The 19,671-nt window shown below is 53.3% G+C and carries 15 protein-coding genes; 8 read left to right on the forward strand and 7 right to left on the reverse strand.

Annotated elements, in window-relative coordinates; genetic code table 11:
- Positions 1–25: 25 nt before the first annotated feature.
- From EX31_RS10850 to EX31_RS10865, 4 genes are all read right to left on the reverse strand, one after another.
- Entirely contained in the window at positions 26–2,452 is a 2,427-nt protein-coding gene (locus EX31_RS10850) for a DUF3772 domain-containing protein (RefSeq protein ID WP_013575264.1), read from the reverse strand.
- 232 nt (positions 2,453–2,684) lie between these two features.
- Positions 2,685–3,500, reverse strand: a complete 816-nt coding sequence (locus tag EX31_RS10855) for a hypothetical protein (protein ID WP_037034743.1) — start codon at positions 3,498–3,500, stop codon at positions 2,685–2,687.
- Between the two features lie 24 nt (positions 3,501–3,524).
- Positions 3,525–5,186, reverse strand: coding sequence for a multidrug ABC transporter permease/ATP-binding protein (locus EX31_RS10860; RefSeq protein ID WP_037034745.1), 1,662 nt, complete (start codon positions 5,184–5,186; stop codon positions 3,525–3,527).
- A 79-nt stretch (positions 5,187–5,265) separates the two neighbouring features.
- Entirely contained in the window at positions 5,266–5,505 is a 240-nt protein-coding gene (locus EX31_RS10865; protein WP_037034746.1) for a hypothetical protein, read from the reverse strand.
- A gap of 13 nt (positions 5,506–5,518) precedes the next feature.
- Here EX31_RS10865 and EX31_RS10870 point away from each other — a divergent pair, with 13 nt between their 5' ends.
- Positions 5,519–6,100 (forward strand): LysR substrate-binding domain-containing protein, encoded by a 582-nt coding sequence (locus EX31_RS10870; RefSeq protein WP_037034747.1) that lies wholly within the window; start codon positions 5,519–5,521, stop codon positions 6,098–6,100.
- A complete protein-coding gene (locus EX31_RS10875; protein WP_037034748.1) occupies positions 6,100–7,386 on the forward strand; it encodes a DUF445 domain-containing protein in 1,287 nt (428 codons plus the stop codon). Before EX31_RS10870 ends, EX31_RS10875 begins: the two co-directional genes overlap by 1 nt.
- A 224-nt stretch (positions 7,387–7,610) precedes the next feature.
- On the opposite strand, the gene EX31_RS10880 is transcribed toward EX31_RS10875, so the two are convergent.
- Positions 7,611–8,708, reverse strand: coding sequence for a glycerol dehydrogenase (locus EX31_RS10880; RefSeq protein WP_013575258.1), 1,098 nt, complete (start codon positions 8,706–8,708; stop codon positions 7,611–7,613).
- 390 nt (positions 8,709–9,098) lie between these two features.
- Between EX31_RS10880 and EX31_RS10885 the strand changes: the two genes are divergently transcribed.
- Positions 9,099–9,281, forward strand: coding sequence for a hypothetical protein (locus tag EX31_RS10885; RefSeq protein WP_037034750.1), 183 nt, complete (start codon positions 9,099–9,101; stop codon positions 9,279–9,281).
- A 283-nt stretch (positions 9,282–9,564) separates the two neighbouring features.
- On the opposite strand, the gene EX31_RS10890 is transcribed toward EX31_RS10885, so the two are convergent.
- A complete protein-coding gene (locus tag EX31_RS10890; RefSeq protein WP_037034752.1) occupies positions 9,565–11,223 on the reverse strand; it encodes a glucan biosynthesis protein D in 1,659 nt (552 codons plus the stop codon).
- A 418-nt stretch (positions 11,224–11,641) separates the two neighbouring features.
- Between EX31_RS10890 and EX31_RS10895 the strand changes: the two genes are divergently transcribed.
- Positions 11,642–13,024 carry a CoA transferase gene (locus EX31_RS10895; RefSeq protein WP_051931016.1) on the forward strand — a complete coding sequence of 461 codons (1,383 nt, stop codon included), beginning with the start codon at positions 11,642–11,644 and terminating at the stop codon, positions 13,022–13,024.
- On the opposite strand, the gene EX31_RS10900 is transcribed toward EX31_RS10895, so the two are convergent.
- On the reverse strand, positions 13,021–13,872 hold the full coding sequence (locus EX31_RS10900) for an AraC family transcriptional regulator (protein WP_037034755.1): 852 nt from the start codon (positions 13,870–13,872) through the stop codon (positions 13,021–13,023). The genes EX31_RS10895 and EX31_RS10900 overlap by 4 nt on opposite strands.
- Before the next feature lie 260 nt (positions 13,873–14,132).
- On the opposite strand from EX31_RS10900, the gene EX31_RS10905 reads away from it, so the two are divergent.
- From EX31_RS10905 to rcsA, 4 genes are all read left to right on the forward strand, one after another.
- Complete coding sequence (locus EX31_RS10905) at positions 14,133–15,971, forward strand: DUF2264 domain-containing protein (protein ID WP_037034756.1); 1,839 nt, start codon at positions 14,133–14,135, stop codon at positions 15,969–15,971.
- Between the two features lie 27 nt (positions 15,972–15,998).
- Positions 15,999–17,288, forward strand: a complete 1,290-nt coding sequence (locus tag EX31_RS10910; protein WP_013575252.1) for an oligosaccharide MFS transporter — start codon at positions 15,999–16,001, stop codon at positions 17,286–17,288.
- Positions 17,285–18,475 carry a glycoside hydrolase family 88 protein gene (locus tag EX31_RS10915; protein WP_037034758.1) on the forward strand — a complete coding sequence of 397 codons (1,191 nt, stop codon included), beginning with the start codon at positions 17,285–17,287 and terminating at the stop codon, positions 18,473–18,475. Before EX31_RS10910 ends, EX31_RS10915 begins: the two co-directional genes overlap by 4 nt.
- A gap of 389 nt (positions 18,476–18,864) precedes the next feature.
- On the forward strand, positions 18,865–19,479 hold the full coding sequence (rcsA, locus tag EX31_RS10920; protein WP_015689856.1) for a transcriptional regulator RcsA: 615 nt from the start codon (positions 18,865–18,867) through the stop codon (positions 19,477–19,479).
- Positions 19,480–19,671 lie beyond the last annotated feature (192 nt).

A 19,671-nucleotide genomic window follows, 5' to 3' on the forward strand; every position in this document is an offset into this window, starting at 1 on the left:
AGTCGACCGGATCATGCTTTGGATTTTACTCCTCAACCGGAACGATCCTCTCTGCCGGTTTCTCCAGAATCATCGTCTGCGTCTGACTCAGACTGATCCCCGCGGCCCGCAGCATTTTCAGGATTTCGTAAAGCAAATCACTGCGCGTACCGCTGACCATGCGCGGGCTGTTCACAAAACCTGTCACACTCAGCACAATCCCGGTCGGTCCCAGTTCTTTAAAGCTGACCGAAGCCGGTGGGTTTTCCAGAATGGATTCGTGCAAGTTGTAGGCTTCCAGCAGCAATGTCTTAACCTGTTCCGGGTCGATATCCAGCGGGAAGGTCAACGTGATAGTCGCCACGCCCTGCGCGTTACCCATGGTGGCGTTACGCACGTTCTGCGAAATCAATTGTGAGTTCGGCACAATCACGGTGGATTTATCGCTTAGCTGAATTTCAGTTGCACGGACATTGATACGGCGGATATCCCCTTCCACACCGCTGATGCTGATCAAATCCCCCACTTTCACCGGACGTTCGGTCAGCAGGATCAGACCGGAGATGAAGTTCTTCACAATCTCCTGCAAACCAAAACCGATACCGACCGACAAGGCACTGACGATCCACGCCAGTTTGTTCCATTCGATGCCCAGCGAAGACAGCGTCAGCAGGATGATCAGCACGTAGCCGACGTTGGTGAACAGCGTCACCAGCGAGGCACGCATACCGCGATCCATCATGGTTTTTGGCAGGAAATCGTTATCCAGCCACCTGCGTGCGGAACGCAGAATATACCAGCCGACCACCAGACACAGCACCGCGTTGACCGCGTGCGCCGGAATGATGTTCATGCTTTCGAGACCTTTACCGCCCCAGATATCGACGATTTTTGCCAGCAGCTCCAGCGGCGTTGTCGTGCCGAAAGTACCGTTAAGCAGCGCGACGGCGGCCATCAGCAGCAGTCCGGTTTTACCGATTGCCGAGAATAACGTGGCAGCCAGTGACAGGTGACGGTCATTGACGCTCAGCGTGCTTTTGAGGATTTTGCCGCTGTGCGTGGTCGGCGCAAACAGACTCTCACACAGGTCCACGACAAAGTGGATCAGCAGATACAGGCAACTGACTACCAGCCCGATCCACAGCAGTTCGAAGGTCACAAAACGCGCCAGCGGAATATAACCAATCAGCAGCGCCATCAGGATGACAAACGCCGTCAGGCTTATCACCAGATGGATAAGCCCGGCCAGCGTGGAACGTGCTTCGGTCTGTTCCCCTTCGGCCTTCATCTTGCGACGCATACGGTTGATACGCACTGGCGCGATCAGGCAGTTGAGCGCCACGAGTAACGCCGCCAGTCCGTTGCCAAATAACGTTGCTGAGACGCTGGCACCGACCAGGTTATTCAGCTGTTCGATGATACCGAACAGGAAAATAAAGCCTGCCAGCAGCACCGGGAATGATGCCAGTGTTTTTGCCAGCGGATCGGCTATGCCCGGCAGACGCCACGACGGATGGTTATTGGAAAGTAATGCAATCCCCAGACCGGCGATCACGGCGGAGAAATAGGTCAGTTCAACCAGTTGTCCGGCAAATTCCGTCACCCACGGCGAGGTATCCGGCAGACGGGTGAAAATATACCCGAGCAACTGAACGCTGATGCCAAGCGTCAGGGTGGTGCTCAGCGTAGTGAAACAGGCCAGAAAACTGCGACGGAAACGCCCCTGCGGCAACCAGCGCGGCAGGATCCAGTTCATCGGTCTGTCCAGCACGCGGCGACCGGCCAGGCCAATCACCAGCGCCAGTAACAGATAAATCGCGGTGCCGATGCGCCATTCCTCGCTCCACGCCTGCATCCACGCGTCTTTAACCTGCGAACCGAAGTCATCAAAACGCGCCGCATCATCATCGTTTGGCGTAATAAGCGGTGCCCAGAAATTCCCTCCGAGAATGCTGCCGGTATTGAGCGCAATCTGGGTTTTCAGTGCATCACGACGTAATCCGGCGATTTGCGAAGACAGGTTTTGCGCGCCAAGGGAGATGGCTTTGGTCTGCTCGATTTGCGTGGTCAGCAGCGTTTTGCTGTTGTTGAGCTTATTACGCTGGCTGATCACTTGCGGCGTTTCCGTGATCGTGCCCGGTGCAGGTGCCGGCCCCAGCACGTCGAGCTGTGCCTGCACCTGCGCCAGATCCGGCGTCAGCGCACCCGTCAGCTTGTCGGCATCTTCGGCCAGTTTCTGCGCAGCATCAGTCAGGCCGGTAAATTTCTTGTCGGTTTTCGCCGAAGAGACCTGCTGTTTCAGCTGATCCAGACGCTTTTGTAATGCCGGTAACGCGGTCGTGACGTTCACTTTAACCGGTTGTTCCGCCGTGGCAGGCTGGCCTGTACTTTCGTCGGCCTGACTCAGCACCGGCGTTATCAGCAGACATGACAACAATGCCAGCAACAACGGCACTCTTAACATTTTTTGCATAGAAGGATGATTCCGGGAGTTCGGGAAATTATTGTTTGAAAAATCCGGCTAAGGATACGCTTTCTCATGCCAAAAGGAGTAGGGATTTTCTGCTTCTCAGGCTGCGGTGCATAACCCTAAATCATTCGGGGTGCATCAGGGCAGCGACTGAGCAAATCCCCGGCAGCATACATAAGTATGTGACCAGGGTTTGCGAACGAAGCTAACGCAGAGGCAGCCTGAGGGATGACGGTTAGTGCTGACCGAGCATCTGGCGAAGTATAGCCGCAGACTCCGCAGGCTGGAGCGCCAGAATGCCGGAGTACAGGCTGATGGAAATCTCGCACACTTTTTCGCGATCGACATCCGGTTTGGTCAGGTCATTAAACATCTGCAACTGTTCTCCGTACATACTGGCCAGGGCTTCACGCACCGGCACCATCATCTGCACCACTTTTTCCGTGCTCACAGGGGCAGGCATAACCGTTTGCCCGCTGCCGGTCGCCAGCAGTAAATCATTCATGGTGTCGAGATCTTTGCGGAACAGTTCCGGCGGCAGCACCTGTGCGGTATTCACGCCGCCGCTGACCTGCGGATAAAGGAATTTAAAGCAACTGCCGTCTTTGCGTGCCTGCAGCGTCTGCATTTCTTCCAGATTTACCTGCATCGCCTGGTTCACATTGGCGTCCGGTGCGTGGCTGATGCGTTGCGAGAGTAACAATGACACCATCGGTTTGACGGTATCAATGGCTTCCTGCTGCGGTTTACCCTCTTTCTTCATATTCAGGATATTGCTGCGGATCTGCGCATACAGTGCCGGTTCCTGCATTCTGATGGTGTTGTACAGCGGCAATTCGGCCAGCGCCTGATCGATTTTCTGCTCTTCACTGTTACCGGCAAGACGCGGTTTGATGACGCCCCCCCACAGCAGGTTACCGCCGATGATCAACACCAGAAATAAGATCACCGCAGGTACCCGGCCAATTTTGCCTTTTTTGTGTAATGCTCCGATCAGCGAGCCAATGACCGCACCGCTGATGCCCCACACCATCACTTCATTCCAGTTCATTTTCCTTTGCCTTCAGTAAACAATTTAGTGACTTCCAATCTGTGCGACCGCATCGCGGCTGGCGTCAATACGCGCCTGCCCGTGCAGTTCGTGCAATTTGCCCTGTCGCATTTCCAGCAGACGATCGGCGTGTTCAAAATAGTGATCATCATGGCTGATTGCCAGCACGGTTTTACCCATATCACGCAATTGTGGCAACAGCTCGCGGTAGAAGGTACGGCGGAACTGGGGATCCTGATCGGCCGCCCATTCGTCGAGCAGCAGGAAATCACGCCCTTCGGCAGCGGCCAGCAACAGTGCCACCCGTTTACGCTGTCCGGCGGACAGTTGCAGATTGGTCACTTCATTGCCGTTGAACTGGAGTTTTTCTTTCATTTTCAGGCGTTGCAGCCAGTCTTCCACCAGCAGCGGATCCGGCATCTCGCCTTGCGGACCCATGAGCTGACCGAACAGGTGGAAGTCGGTGAACACCGCCGAGAAAATCTGCCGGTATTGTTCGGCGTTTTCGGCGGTGACCGGCACGCCGTCGAGCAGGATTTGCCCGGAACGCGGCTGATACAGGCCGGTCAGCAACATCGCCATTGTCGATTTTCCGCTGCCGTTGCCGCCAATCAAAAATACCAGCTCGCCACGGGTGATCGTCAGGTTCAGCGGGCCGACGCCAAAACCAGCGCCCTCTTCTTTGCCTGCGTAACTGAAGGTCAGGTCGCGCAGTTCAAGGGTTTGCCACTTTTTCGCGACAATGGCGGGGGTAAAGGCTGCGTTATATTCCGCCAGTTTCAATGCTTTCAGTTTGCCAAAAGCCACCTGCGCGCTGAGCAGCGTCGGCAGCGCACCCACAGCCTGTAACATTGGCGTGCGCAGGAACAACAGTGTCAGGGAATAAGTAGCGGCAACGTCGGTATCCGACCAGCCGAGCGTATTCGCCATGAAGAACACCAGGCCAATCGCGCCCAGCATCATGATATTCGACCAGTTCACGGCGCTCAGGTGGAAGGTGTCGGCGCGGATGATGTGGTGACGATATTCTTCGGCATCTTTACGGTATACATCATCAAACAGATGGCGCGCACGCTCGCGGTTCAGCGCCAGCTCTTTGCGCCCCTCGATCACTTTCTGATAATCGGTTTGCAGTTTGTCTTCCGCATCACGCACTTTCGCCAGATGACGGTAAACATGCGACACCAGTTTGAAACCGCCGAAAATAGTGATCAACAGCCAGATGACCGTCACCAGCAGCATTTCCGGTGACAGCCAGGCCAGATATCCCGCACAGCCAAGGGTCAGGATAATCCCCTGCACCAGCTCCGGCAGGCGCACAAACGCCAGTGTGATGTTACGGATGTCGCTGCCCAGGCTGGCAAGCAGTTGCGCATTACCGATTTGCTCGATGCGTTCGATATCGGTATCGAGAATACGTTTAATGAACTGGCCGCGCAGACGGTAAATGAAGTGATGACCGAGCACGGTCAGCGCCAGCTGAGAGCCTAACGTGACCGCCATCAGCAACAGAAGTAATCCGAGGAATTGCGGAAGAACCATCAGCGAGCCTTGGGTGGTTTCAATCAGTTTCAGATTGATAAACGCGATCAGCCCGATGCCCAGAACGGCGCTGAGCAGGCTCAGCGCCATCACCCCTAAAAACGGCCAGCGATATTGCTTAAAGACAACACGTAACAACTCCATGAATTTTTCTCATTCTGAATGCAGGAAAATGATGCTGCACGCAGTTTAATGACACGCATTGTCATATCAAGAACAATTCTCATTTTACCCGCGTATGCTGGCGGATCACCATGCGCTCGAACTTACCGGCGACCACCAGATAGCCAAACATGCCGAGCAAACCGTGCGCGCCGACAAACCACAGCGCGAGGTTAAAGGAGCCGGTTGCCGCGACGATATAACCGATCACTACGGGCGTAATAATCCCCGCAACGTTACCCGGGCAGTTAAACACCCCGCCGCTCAGGCCGATCATTTTCTCCGGCGCGGTATCTGACATCACTGCCCAGCCGATGGCCGATAAACCTTTGCCAAAAACGCCAGCGTCATCAACGCAATCACCGCCGCATCAGTGGAAACAAAGTTACTGGCAAATCCCGCAGATTATCGCGCTGGCAGCTCAGGAATTGCCGGAAATCACGCTGGTAATGAAGGAAATGGTGTCGTCAGCCCAGCTTCAGGCACTGGCGGCGCGCACGCTGGATATCGGCTTTGTGCGCCAGCCGGTGACGTTATTTCCGCTGGCCTATCATTGCGTACTGCGTGAGCCTTTATGCGTTGCGTTGCCTGCTTCATCCGCGCTGACCGCCAAACCCCGCCTCCGTCTGCGGGACTTTGCCGGACAACCTTTCATCATGTATTCCGCAAGCGAAGGAAAATACTTTTACGACTGTATCGCCGGGCTGTTTGCACAGGCCAACGTCGTGCCGCATTACGTGCAACATTGCAGCCAGACTCACACTATTCTCGGGCTGGTGCGCGCCGGTGTCGGGCTGGCGGCATTCCGGCAACTGGTTATCGCGCACTGCATGGCAAGTGGCGCAATCGCAAGAAAAAAGCTGACAGTCCGCCGCTCGCTTCCTAAACTGAGGTAATGGATAAAGAACAAGAACTTCGCCGAAGTAAACGTAACGCGCTGGGGTTGCTGCTGGTTGCCGCCGCCCTGTTTGTCATCACCCTTTTCCTGCCGCCCAACTTCTGGGTGTCCGGTCTGAAAGCCATTTCCGAGGCCGCGATGGTCGGGGCAATGGCTGACTGGTTTGCCGTCGTGGCACTGTTCCGCCGCGTGCCGGTGCCGTTTGTCGCCTCGCATACGGCGATCATCCCTAAAAACAAAGACAAGATTGCCGATAATCTGGCGGTGTTCGTGCAGGAGAAATTCCTCGCGCCCGCCACACTTATCACACTGATCCGCCAGCATGACCCGGCGCGGATGCTGACAGACTGGCTGAACGCGCCCGACAACGCACAACGGTTTGCCAACTATGCGGTGAAGATGATCCGCGGTTTTCTGGACGTCACTGACGATCAGCGCATCGCCCAGCTTATCCGCCGTGCGCTGTACCGGGTGATCGACAAAATCGACCTGTCGGCGTCGATTGCCACCTTGCTGGAAAGCCTGACCAAAAACGGCCGCCATCAGGAGCTGCTGGATCAGGCGATGGATCAGCTGGAAATCCTGCTGGCAAAAGACAGCACGCGGCAGTTTATCTCCGCGCAGATTGTCGGCTGGATGAAACGCGAACATCCGCTGACCGCCAAATTACTGCCCACCGGCTGGCTGGGGCGCAACGGCGCGGATATGGTCTCCAATGCCGTGAATTCCGTGCTCGACGATATGGGCAACGATAAAACCCACGCTTTCCGCAAAGGCTTCGATCGCTCGGTGCAAAGCTTTATCTGGAAGCTGCAAAATGACCCGGCGACCGCGCAGAAAGCTGAAGAGATCAAACAGTATCTGAAAGATGACGAAAAGCTGAATACGTATGTTTTGCAGCTGTGGGGCGATATGCGTAACTGGCTGAAAGAAGATTTAGAAAGCGAGGATTCGCGGGTGTTCGCCAAAGTCACCGAATCCGGGCAATGGCTGGGTAATGCGCTGGCGCAGGACGAAAAGCTGCGCCTTTCGCTGAATCAGCAGATGGAAAGTATTGCAGAAAAAGTCGCGCCGGAGTTCGCCGGATTCCTGACCCGCCACATCAGCGACACAGTGAAAGGCTGGGACGCGCGCGATATGTCGCGGCAAATAGAACTGAATATCGGTAAGGATTTGCAGTTTATCCGCATCAACGGCACGCTGGTCGGTGCCTTTATCGGCCTGGTGCTTTACCTGCTGTCACAACTGCCGGTGGCGATTCCCTGGGTGATGGCGCGGATTTAAGGAGCCTGAACAACCTGTATTTTACCCCGGTTCTGGTCCTTAAAACCTCTTCTCAGACTCCCCCTTTGCAGGGGGAGTAGCAAAAAGCCAGGCCGGAAATGGCACGACCGGCGCCCTCTCCTGCGAAGGGGAGGGTTGGGGTATTAAAGACAAATGAATGAGTTAACGTGTGCATTCGCCTTACCCCCGCATGCCTCACTTTTTCCGAAGGCACAAGCCGATAATTACTTCACAGTTTTACTGAACGCATCCACCGCCAGAATAGCATTCGCCACATCTTCGGCGGACAGGTTGTGGTTCAGATTGCCCAGCGTATCGCCCTCGCCGCCTGCCAGCGCGCCCACTTTCACCAGATTGGCGAAAGATTCGTTTTCCAGATGCATTTCTTTCAGCGTGGTTGGCATTTTGATGGCGCGGTAGAAGCGCACGTATTTCGCGATTTCTTCGTCCGGACGTTGTTCCAGCACCATCTGCGTCAATGTACCGTATGCCACTTTTTCACCGTGCGTCAGGTGGTGAATATCACCAGAGATCGCAGTAAAACCATTGTGGATGGCATGCGCCCCCGCCAGACCGGCATTTTCAAAGCCCAGACCGGAAAGCAATGTGTTGGCTTCCACCACGGCTTCAACCGCTGGCGTCACCAGTTTCTGCTCAACTGCGGTGTAAGCACTGTAGCCGTAAGTCAGCAGCGTTTTTTCACAGGCTTCGGCAATGGCCATTCCGGCGATAGTCGGGTCGCCGCCTACCATAGACTGGGAATGGGAACGCAATACCGCCTGCGCTTCAACAAAGGTCGCCAGGCCGTCAGCGATACCGGAGGCGAACAGGCGTACCGGTGCCTGTGCGCAAACATGGGTATCCACCAGCACCAGATCCGGGTTTTTATTGTAGAAACGGTAGGATTCGAAAACGCCTTCATCGGTGTAGATCACCGACAGCGCACTGCAAGGCGCATCGGTAGAGGCCACGGTCGGCACAATCACTACGTTTTGTTTCAGTTCATCTGCAATGGCTTTAACCGTGTCGAGCGTCTTACCGCCACCGAGCCCAACCACTACCTGTGTTCCCGCATCACGGGCGATACCTGCCAGACGGGTGATTTCGCTGGCAGAGGCTTCACCGTTAAAGCGCTCGTAGTGGAATTCTACGCCCGCTTTTTTCAATGATTTCTGTACGCGGTCGCCGATAATTCCCCAAACAACATCATCAGCAATCAGGAATGATTTTCCCCCCAGGTCGGGCAGATAATCCCCTAACTCATCCAGTACACCGCTGCCCTGAACGTATTTTCTTGGCGAAGAGAAGATAAATTTACTCATGATAAAAACCTCTTTTCGTTGATAATGTGAAAGTGAATAACTCTCCGAGGGTAACGCAGCATGACAGGAAGCCCAACCCTTTTAATTCACATTAACAGCATGACTCGCAAAGAATTTCTTCAATTAATGCGGAAGTTTAAAATAATGAGGTAATTCATATTTGAACGATTTAATACCTCTTAATGATTATTAAAATTCGCATGATTCATCGCTGATAGATAAAGCGCAGTCTGTTAGCTTTTAACTATTGAATGCATCAATAAAAGCGACTTTCCCTTATCAGTAAACCCCGTAGAATTCATCGCATTGGCAGCACGTCGTAAGCAGTGGTCATTAGCCAGCTCGCTGTTAGCCATTCCATTAATATTTCTGAAATTAATAAGGAACAGCATGTACAACTTTCAGCGCTATAACGCCAAAGAACTGGCGCTTGCCTATATGAGCAGCAAACCACACGACTTTTCGCCGAACGAATTTTTACAACAGTTGAAAGAGGTCGAGAAATCTTTCGACATGGCGCTGCGAAATCCGCAGCAGCAGCCACAGAACGGAATGTTGGTGAAGGCGTTTTGATTGCCATCTTGCCCTTCATCAGTTAAGTGCCGTGCGTTACCCTTGCTTTACCCGTGGAAGTATTTTGCACGTGCCTGTATTGGGTTCATCTGCAAAAATAAAATAGAAAAAAAGCAAAAGCCCCGAATATTCGGGGCTTTTTGTATTTATTAATGACGACTCCCCTAAATCATTCAAGTTGCAGGAAGGCGGCAAACGAACGAATCCCGATAAGCTGACTAAAGTCAGTGATTCGGGTGAGCGAATGCAGCCAACGCACCTGCGGCTTGAAGGATGACGGGGACTACTTCGTCATCTGACGGTCATCAATGTACTTGCGTTTATCCGGCGCTGGCGGGAAATACTGATACAGCCAGGTTTCAGACAGCGCAGTCTGGCCGTTGCGCAGGAACATACGCAGCTCGACCGGCGCGACTGAATCGCTGTCCGGATACCAGTCAAACAGGATGCGATAACCGTCGAACGGCTGCACATACAAAATTTCGATGTTTTTGATTTTACCCGCCGAGACGTTGATCACCGGCTCGATCCCTTTATCAGCAAAGGCTTTCAGCTCACCACCAACAAAATCGATAGCAAAACGGCGCGCCCAGACTTGCGGATAGTTCTCACCCGGCGCCCACCCTTCCGGGAAACCGCCCATACCGGTGCGGGTCGCCAGCACATTCGCCAGCGGGCTGCGGTGAGGGGGTACGGAACTCCAGTACAGCTTGTAGCTGAAACTAAATTCAGCACCGGACTTCACCGGTTTTTCCGGTTGCCAGAAGCACACCACGTTATCCAGCGTTTCCCCCGTAGTCGGGATTTCCATCAGATTGACGGCGCCCTTCCCCCAGTCCCCGACCGGTTCTACCCACAGGCTCGGACGCTTGTTGTACCAGCCAATCACGTCCTGATAATTATTGAATTCATGGTCAAGTTGCAACAGACCAAAACCTTTCGGGCTGTTGTCGCTGAAGGCGTTGAACTGCAATCGCTGCGGGTTGTTCAACGGGCGACAAATCCACTCGCCGGTACCGGTCCACATTTCCAGGCGATCAGAGTCGTGGATTTGCGGGTGGATGGTGTCGCAACGGCCACGTTCACTGGTGCCACAACTGAACATACTGGTCATCGGAGAAATGCCCAGTTGTTTGATATCTTCGCGGGCATGCAGATGGTTTTCAATTTCCATCACCACACGGGTTGGTTCGCAGTGGATCACGAATTTATACGCGCCGGTAATGCTCATGCCGTCCAGCAAGGCGTAAACCGTAAAAGTCGTGTCGCCAGGTTTTGGCGTATCAAACCAGAATGCGGTGAAATCAGGGAATTCTTCCGGCTGATCGGTAAAGGTATCGACCGCCACACCACGGGCTGACAGGCCATATTGGTAGGTATCATCTACTGCACGGAAATAGCTGGCACCGAGGAAGGAAACCACGTCGCGGCGCGTCAGTTCAGGGGCTTTATTGACTTTAAAACCGGCGAAACCAAGATTTGAGAAGCCTTCCAGTTGTTTGGTATCCACACCGGCATCGTGATAGTTAAACAATTCAGGGCGGAAATGGATTTCGCGCGCCATGTGTTTCACCGGATCTACAGAATACATGCGCACGCGGCGTTTGAAGCCCATGCCGACGTGAAACAGCTCCACATCAAGCTGACGGTCAGGCAGACCATTCCACAGCGAATGTGCATGATCATACTGAATCGCGTTGTAGGCCTGTGGCGTGAGCTCAGCCAGCGTCTTCGGCAACGGCTGCGGCGCGCCACCGTAGGGCTTGTCCGCCAAATCTTTCGCCATTTTTTTCAGCGCGTTGAAATCAAACGGCAATTCGCCGCCGTCTGCCACATTCGCCTCTGCCGCTTCTGCGGAACGGGTGAACAGTGTGGACATAGCCGGCACACCACACCAGGCGGCGAATGCCATAGATGCTTTAATAAATGCTCTTCGTTCCATGCCAGAATCGTTTCCTGTACTGGGCAAAAAAATCCGGGGGCTTCGTCACAAAAACGTAGTCCCCGCGTATTCAGAATTTTCGACCCTAAGGCTAACGTAAAATTCACAAGCCGAGTACAAGAAATTGAATGCATTCAGCTAATATTTTGCTTGAAAAAGTTAGCGCTTATGACAGTGCTCATCCCCCGTATGGCAGGGGATGAGCCGGTTTTCAGAAACGCCGGTTTTAGCCGTAATTCCTGCCCTGTTGAGGTGCACACCCCCCGGGTGACTTTAGGAACATTCTGTTACCGGAAGGTTACTATCACTCATGATTCAGCGTGTTATCCGCGCCGGGTTAGCATGCCTTTGTGCCCGCCCTGCTATGCTGAAATCTTATCGCTTTGTGATTTTTTGTTTTACTGCATGAGGTTTCAGCATGTCCGATGCACTGATTCAGGAGAAAGCCCGTGCGCTATACGCGCAGTTAACCGGCAAAATTTCACTCCCCTGCACGCTCCATGTCAGCGGTTCCGGAAATCTTCCCTCTTATTATCCGGTGACCCCGCTGATTGCCGCCTCTGTTGCGCTGGCAGGAATCGCAGTGTCGCAACTGGTCGCCCTCAGAAACGGCAAACACGATGCCGTAACCGTGGATCGCCGTCTGGCCTCGCTGTGGTGTAAAACCAGTATCCGGCCTGACGGCTGGGAAATACCGCCAGCCTGGGACAGTCTGGCGGGTGATTACGCCACGGCGGACGGCTGGATCCGTTTGCATACCAATGCCCCCGCGCACCGTAAGGTAGTTGAAACACTGCTCGGCAAAGCGGAAAACCGCGAGGCGCTGGCGCTGCGGGTGGTGATGTGGAAAAAAGCAGCACTGGAACACGCCGTGGTGCGGGCGGGTGGATGTGCCGCGCAGATGCTCAGCCCGGAAGAATGGCAGCAGCATGTTCAGGGAAAATCGCTGATCGCGGAACCTCTTTTTCAGCATGCGTTGTCCGTTAAAGTGGCACCGCCGCATTGGGAATTATCCCCGCAACAGCCGCTGGCGGGCGTGAAAGTACTCGATCTGACACGGATTATCGCCGGGCCGGTGGCGACGCGTTTTCTCGCAGGACTGGGTGCGGATGTATTACGCATTGATCCCTTTGGCTGGGATGAACCCAGTCAGGAAGCGGATGTCACGCTGGGTAAACACTGTGCGCGGCTGAACCTGCATAACCCGCAGGACCGGCACCGTTTCGAAGAATTACTGCGGGACGCGGATGTGATTGTGCATGGCTATCGCGCAGGCGCGCTGCACAAACTGGGTTACGGCAGTGAACAACGTCGCGCGATTGCGCCAGGGCTGGTGGATGTGTGCCTGAATGCCTATGGCTGGAGCGGACCATGGCGCGAACGGCGCGGGTTTGACAGTCTGGTGCAAATGAGCTGCGGGATCGCTGAACAGGGAATGCAGCGTTCCGGTCGTCACAAGCCTGTTCCGCTGCCGGTTCAGGCGCTGGATCACACTACCGGTTATCTGATGGCTGCGGCAGTGCTGCACGGTTTGACGCAACGTATGGAAACCGGTCAGGGCAGCGAATGCCGCCTTTCACTGGCACGTACCGCCCGCGAACTGATGGAAAATGGCACCTTAGCAGAAAGCGGCGAACCACTGATTGAATCCGCGGTTCCGGCCGACTTTTTGCCCGAACAGGAACGTACGGTCTGGGGCCATGCCCGGCGTTTGCTTCCTCCTGTTCGTCTGGAAAATACGACATTACACTGGCGCTTCCCGGCTTCACCGCTCGGCTCTGCCCCCGCCATCTGGCGTTAAGTCGTCAGCGAAAATGCCGCCTTGCGATACTGCAACGGCGTCTTGCCGATCATCTTTTTAAAACGGGTAATAAAATACGGCGCGTCAGTAAATCCGCATTGCAGTCCGATTTCTTCGACCGAACGGTCGGTGGAACGCAGTAATTCACATGCCCTTTTAACCCGCCGGGTGGAAAGGTAATCCTGAATGGAGCCCCCGGTTTCCTGCCCGAAAACCCGCGAGATATAACTTTCTGACAACCCGATGGCCGCTGAGAGCTGCGCCAGAGAAAACTTCTGCACGTAATTTTCTTCAATCCACTGCATCACTTTAGAGACCGTTGTCCGGCTGACGGTTTTCGGCAATGCGTCCTCTGCGGGCATAAAGGCCATCAGTTGCAAAATCAGCAGGGTAATTTCTTCCCACTGATCGGCCTGTGCTTCAGACAACTGATTGAACTGCTCGAGAATGACTTCTATATGGCTGGCATGTTCGCTGAGATCATAAATGTGTGCCGCGCGGTCGGCATCCCACAAACTTGCGAACCGTGCCCGGCGTTGCGGGAACGATTGCAGGCAGCCATCCAGCAACTGGTGGTCCAGATGAATGGTGGTGCGCAAATACAGGTTCTTTTCACCGGATTCGACAAACACTTTGTGCAGTTTAAAAGGCGGAAAGACAAACAACCGCCCCGGGCGCAACGTGTATTGCTGATTATCCACAATGACAATGCCGTAACCCTGACTGACGAAAAGTAACTCCAGACACTGATGCCAGTGGAAATAATTAGCACTCCCACGGTTCATCCGGTTAAAAGAAACCTGACGTTCATTAAGGGCAATGCGTTCCAGATAATCAGATACCGGCATTCCTGTTTTCCTCAGTTCATTTTTACGTCATTAACGGCCAGGACAACAAAACACAATTTTCAGTCAGTTTTTTATAATTTAAGCCGTTTTAATCGTGGTTTGGTAATCACAATTTCAAAATTCACGCCATTCTGTGAAGCACGTAACAATCAGCGATTTTCAGTTCTCTATATTTCACTCGCAGCACAGAGAATTGAAATAATATTTCAAATTAATAAACTCTTATTTTCTGCTTCCCTCACGTCACCGGGAGAGTTTTTATGACGCCGAAAAAAGTGAACATCAATAATCCGTTACAGACCCGCGATGATGTGCAGCATCTGCTGAAAGAATTGCTCGCGGCGGTGTCGCCTTATACGGAAGAAGGCAAAAGCGGAATCAGTCTGGGCAATTCCACCACCCATTACGGCAAAGAGATTGCCAAAATGGAAGCACTGTCACGCATGTTGTGGGGAATATTCCCGCTGCTGGCAGGTGGTGGTGAATGTGAAGATTTGCCTTTTTATCTGAATGCCATTCGTTTCGGCACCGATCCGCAGCATCCGCAATACTGGGGAAAAATCCGTGATTTTGATCAGCGCTGCGTAGAAATGGCCGCGTTTGGCGTCGGGCTGACGCTGCTGAACAAGCAATTGTTGCAGCATTTCAGCGCGCAGGAGCAACAGAATCTGGCTGACTGGCTGAATCAGGGACGCGATGCCACCATCCCGAATAATAACTGGAATTTCTTCCCGGTCATGGTGCAGATGGGTTTTAAAGTCTCCGGATTACCCTGGGATCAGGAAGCCGTGGCGGCCCGATTTGCGCTGATGGAAGAATATTATCTGGGCGATGGCTGGTATTCCGACGGTCCCGGCAGGCCGCGTGATTACTACATTTCGATGGCGTTTCATTATTACGGGCTGCTGTATGCACAGAATATGGCCGATGTGGATGCGCCGCGTGCGGCCATGTTACGTGAACGCGCACAACGTTTCGCGCAGGATTTCATTACGATGTTTTCAGCAGGCGGCGCGGCGGTGCCTTTCGGACGTAGCCTGGCTTATCGTTTTGCCGAAGCGGCGTTCTGGAGTGCGGCGGCGTACAGCAAACTGGAGGTGTTCAGCCCGGGTATTATCAAGGGGCTGATTTTGCGTCATTTGCGTCACTGGCTAAAAGAGCCGATTTTCGACCGCGACGGCGTGCTCAGCATTGGTTACCACACACCGAATCTGGTGATGGCTGAAGACTATAACGCGCCGGGTTCACCTTACTGGGCATGCAAACTGTTCCTGGTGCTGGCATTGCCGCCGGACGATGCCTTCTGGCAGGCAGAAGAAGCCCCGCTTCCCGCACTCCCCGCAGCTTACTGTATTCCTCATGCCAGTCAGATCCTGACCCGCGATGCCGAAGGCCAGCATGTCGTGATGCTGACATCCGGGCAGCTTGAGCTGAATAACTTTGTGAATACCGAAGCCAAATACACCAAATTCGCCTATTCCAGCCAGTTCGGATTCACTTTAGATCGTGGCCGGTACGGGCTGAATCATGCCGGTTGCGATTCGATGCTGATGTTCTCGGAAAGTGACGGTTATTTCCGCGGACGCCGGGACTGTGAAGAGACCCGGATCACCGGCGAGATGATTTACTCCCGCTGGCTGCCGTGGCACGACGTTGCCGTGCGTACCTGGCTGATCCCCTGCGGTGACTGGCATCTGCGGGTTCATCACATCGAGAATCAGCGTCCGCTGGAGACGGCCGAAGGCGGTTTTGCGGTAATGCAGGAGCCTTCAACGCAAACACAGCTGTCGGCAGAAAAACGTGGTGTGACGATCACGGCACGCAACGGCGTCAGCCGGATTGTCGCACTTGAAGAAAGCGAACCACGCGAAGCCTCCGCTGTTATCACCCCGCCCAACAGCAGCATTATGTTCGCCGAAACCGCCGCCATTCCGGTGCTGAAATCGTCACTGCCTGCCGGTTCTCACTGGCTGATATGCGCCGTATGTGCGTCTGCTACCCGTGATATCAACGCGCTGGCCGGGCCGGAAGTCAGTCGTCAGGGGCAACAATTGCGCTGGCAATATCAGGGTAACAGCGGACACATCACGTTAGTTTAATCCTCAGGATCCGTTTCAGGAGTCACTATGAAAGCCATAAAAACAGCCAGTAAAACGGCTTACTACAAAATGAGCAGCTTTATATTCCTGTATTTCTTCACCTGGTCTTCAAGCTTCGGGCTATATGCCTTGTGGCTGGGGCAAAAAGCCGGACTCGACAGTGTCAGTATCGGTACCGTGTTTGCCGTTAACGGCGTGTTCGCGGTGATCATGAAGCCGGTTTACGGCTATATCATGGACAAAATCGGCATGAGCAAATCTCTGCTGTACTTTGTCGTGCTGGTTTCTGCCCTGATGGCACCGTTCTTTATTTTCGTTTATCAGCCCCTGCTGGACAGCCATCTGATGCTCGGGATTATCGTCGGTGCGTTGTATCTGAGCCTCGGCTGGTACGCCGGTGTCGCAGCATCCGAATCTTACGCCGACCGCTTCAGCCGCCTGTATCACATGGAGTTCGGGCAGGTCCGCATGTGGGGTTCGCTGGGCTGGGCGCTGGCCGCGTCGTTCTCCGGCGTGCTGTTTAATCTCTCCCCGGCCTGGAACTTCGGGCTGAGCAGCGCCACCTCGCTGGTTATGCTGGCGGTGCTGTTGTCGCTGAAAATCGGTGATGAAGAACTCAAAGATAACGACGTGATTTCACAACAAAAGATCGTGTTCAGCGATGTGATTTTACTGCTCAAAAACCGCAAGTTCTGGATGTTCTCGCTCTATGTCGCCGGAGTGGCGTGGATGATGTTTGTCGCCGAACAGCAATTTTCACGTTATTTCGTCACCTTCTTCGACACTAAAGAGCAAGGCAACGCCTGGTACGGTTATCTGAGCACCGTGCAGTCCGGCCTCGAATTCCTGATGATGATGGTGATCCCTTTCCTGGTGAATTATTTCGGCGCCAAGAAAAGCCTGCTGCTGGTCGGTGCACTGGTGGGATTACGCCTGATTGCCTCCGGGCTGACCAACGATCCGCTGCTGATTTCTATTATCAAGCCGTTCTACGGGCTGGAAATCGCGCTGCTGCTGGTGTCGGTATTCAAGTACATCGCCGAGCATTTCAGCAAACGCGTCAACGCCACCATGTATCTGCTGGGCTATCAGGCCATGATTTATGTCGGCTCGATTGTGGTCGCTCCCCCTGCTGGTTACTTCTACGACCGCATCGGTTTTGAACACACTTATCTGATTATGGGCGGTATCGCACTGTGCTTTACGCTGATTTCCGCCTTCACGTTATCGGCCTGCCACAGCCTGCGCTCAGGCACACCCGTACCGGCTGAACAGGTTGAAGTTGAAACTATTGGAATGGAAAGGGAGAAGGTATGACTATCACCATCGCGAAAGAGACGTTGTTACCCGTGGAACTGAATCAGCTGGATAAGATCGCCTTTGCACAAAAAATGCAGCGCGCGCGCCAGACGGTGCTCAGCAAAATTTCCCGCAATCTGGAGAAGTTCGGCAATAAGTTCCCGGCGGAAACCTGCGAAAACGGCCATTACCCGCTGACAGAGAATGTGGAGTGGACCACCAGTTTCTGGACCGGTCAGCTATGGCTGGCATGGGAAATGACCGGCGATGACCGTTACCGGCTGGCGGCAGAAAAACAGGTCACGTCGTTTGGTAACCGTATCGCCAACCGCATTGATACCGCGACGCATGACCTCGGTTTTCTCTACAGCCTCTCATGCGTCAGCGCGTATAAACTGACCGGCAACCGGCAGGCGCGCGGTTTTGCACTACTCGCCGCTGAAGCGCTGATGGAACGTTTTAATACCCGGGCGAAAATCATTCAGGCGTGGGGCGATTTAAATGACCCGGAACAGGCTGGCCGCATGATTATCGACTGCAATATGAATCTGCCTTTATTGTACTGGGCGAGTGAGCAAACCGGTGAACCGCGCTTCGCCGAGGCTGCCCGCGCCCATGCAGAACAGGCGGCGAAATATATTGTCCGCCCGGACGCCTCGACCTATCACACCTATTACATGGATACCGTGACCGGCGAGCCGCGTTTTGGTAATACGCATCAGGGATATGCTGATGACTCCTGCTGGTCACGGGGTCAGGCCTGGGGCATCTACGGTTTTCTGCTCAGCTATCGTTATACCGGCGATGCAGATCAGGTTGAGCTGTCACGGCGTCTTGCGCATTATTTCCTTAACCGCTTACCGGAAGACGATGTCTGCCACTGGGATCTGGCACTGCTCGGCACCAATGCCGTTCGCGACAGTTCGGCTGCGGCTATTGCGGTCTGCGGCCTGCTGAGTCTGGCCACCGCGCTGCCAGCCACCGATGATAAACGTGCGTGCTATGAAGAAATGGCGCTGCGTATGATGGACTCACTGACTGAGAATTATCTTACCGGTGATCAGGAGGATTGTGACGGTTTGCTTAAGCATTCTGTCTATCACATGGCGAGCGGTAAAGGCGTAGATGAGTGTTGCAGCTGGGGGGACTATTTTTATGTCGAAGCGCTGACACGCGTGACGCAATGCTGGCAGTCCTACTGGTAATCTCTGTGACGCAGTGTTTACGCACTGCGTCCGCTTTTCCTGCCATTTTCATTCGTGAATTGTTTTTAAGCATACGCAGGGTTATCAGCATATTGTTATGTCTTCCAGAGTGTTACTGTAACATCATAATCAATTAGCTTTTCTTCTATGTCCTTACATCCATTAAGAATAGTCTTAATTCGAGTCATTTTTTTGTTCAGTCACAAAATAAATTGTGACATAAACCAAATTTACCAAACCCCTTCCTGCCTCTTACGGGGTAAAAAAATCACTTCCAACCGGACAGATTTCATGCAAAAAGTAGAGTCAGCATGCAGTTTGTGCCTTTTGTGCTGACACCAAAGAATCCAATCATTATGCAGAACAGGGATGTCCTATGGGGACTTACTATGCAAACGATAATCTTGGATCCATGCCGGTATACGCGTCTCGGATTGCAACAATTTCTCGCCAGTGAACAAGACATCAGTTATGTCAGCCATTTTGAGCAGCTTCTCAATGGTTGCAGCAAACTGAATCCTTCCCTTGTTTTTATTAACGAGGATTGCATATCGCCTCATTCAGGTAATAAAGAGCGTCTGGGAGAACTGATCACCGAATACCCTGATACGCTGTTTTTTATTTTTATGTCCCGTACACGTATTCATTTCGAAGAGTATATTTTCGTGCGTAAGAACGTGATTATCACGTCGAAATCCATTAAGGCCGATACCCTTAAGCAGTTAATCAATCATCCGTTATTGCCGCAGTCGCAGGATCCTGCCAGCAGCGGAATGCTCGATACCCGGCCTGTGATGCTCAGCCGTTCTGAATCAGCGATGCTCAAGATGTGGATGTCCGGCAACGGCACCATTGAAATATCCGATAAATTACAAATTAAAACCAAAACGGTGTCTTCCTATAAGGGAAATATTAAAAGGAAAATAAAATCACCGAATAAACATATTATTTATCACGTCGTCCGTTTATGTGATCAGCTTACCAACGGCATCTACGTCAATTAACCTCCGCCCTTCTTTTTCGGCCTCCTGCTACAGGCTACGCAACGGTGTGGCCTGTAGAAATCGTCGTTAATCTCTGAAAATGAGATCTCCGCCACAAATATAAACTGAATCCCTGCGCCGGAATGCCGATGACACCCTATGGCGTTTTTTTCGTCAAGGCCGGACTTGCCCGCTGGCAATGCCTTTATCGCT

This window comes from Rahnella sp. WP5, from assembly GCF_000745615.1.
GTDB classification, from domain to species: Bacteria; Pseudomonadota; Gammaproteobacteria; order Enterobacterales; family Enterobacteriaceae; genus Rahnella; species Rahnella aceris.